General features: G+C 67.1%; 1 protein-coding gene. It reads right to left on the bottom strand.

Annotation, left to right across the window (positions count from 1 at the left end; translation table 11 throughout):
* Window positions 1-1,002: TolC family protein (locus GO615_RS27720; RefSeq protein ID WP_169133060.1), on the bottom strand; the 1,002-nt coding region annotated here is incomplete at both ends.

The following is a 1,002-nucleotide window of genomic DNA, read 5'->3' as shown; positions in this document are numbered from 1 at the left end:
GCATGCGCGCTTGCAGCAGGGTTCGCTGGGCGTCCAGCGCCTCGAGGAAGCTGAACTTGCCGAGTTCGAATCCCTTGACCGCCGCTTCATAGGCGCTTTGCGCACCGGGGAGCACCTGCGCGGCGAGCGATCCGGCCTCCATGCGGGCCGACTCCAGCCGTTCGCGGGCCTGCAGCGCATCGGCAGCAACCTGCAGCTGAGCCGATCGCAACTCCTCACGGGCCTTGTCCTCGCGCTTCAGCGCCTCGAGCAGATTGCCCCGGTTGCTGTCGAACAGCGGGAGCGGAATCGACACGCCGACAATGGCCTGATTGCGGCCGAGCGCTTCCTCACGTTTGGCTCCCACGCTGAGGGTGAGATCCGGGATGCGGCGCGCCTGCTCAAGCTCGGTCAGGGCCATACGGCGCTCGATCTCCAGTCGCGCGCGGCGAAGCGCCGGCGAGTTTTCCACCTGTCGTTGCGTGTCTTCCAGTGACGGAGCGGTTGGGAGTTCGTCGAGACGGCCGTCGAGCACCAAGGTGCGGGGTTGGCCTTGCCCGAGCAGGGCAGCCAGTCGTGCTTGCGCACTACGCAGTTCGCTGCGTGCCTGATGTGCTTCGACCTGCACACCGGCTTCGGCGACCCGAGCCTTGGTTTCTTCGATGGACGCGACCTTGCCAGCCTTCACGCGCAAAGCCGCAGCGCGCGTCGCGCGCCCGGCCAGCTCAAGGGCTTCGTCTGCCACGCGCACGCGTTCCTGCGCGGCGAGCGTATCGAAATAGCCCGCGGTAACGGCCGCGCGTACCGCCAGTCGCCGCGCTGCAAGATCCTCGCCGGCGATGTCGTAGCCGCGCTCGGCCGCCGCCATGCGCGCCGCCCGCTTGCCACCCAGTTCAATCGGCTGGTTCAGTTGCAGCGTCGCGGTGCGTGTTGCGCGCTGCGTATCTTCCTGAAGGTAAGAAATTTCCGGATTGGGGTATGCGCCCGCCTGTTGGCGAACGCCTTCGTTGGCGTTCACCTCCA

It is taken from the genome of Aromatoleum evansii (genome assembly GCF_012910805.1).
Lineage (GTDB): Bacteria > Pseudomonadota > Gammaproteobacteria > Burkholderiales > Rhodocyclaceae > Aromatoleum > Aromatoleum evansii.
Note: the sequence above shows the minus strand (reverse complement) of the source record. Positions and strands in the feature narration are given on the sequence as shown.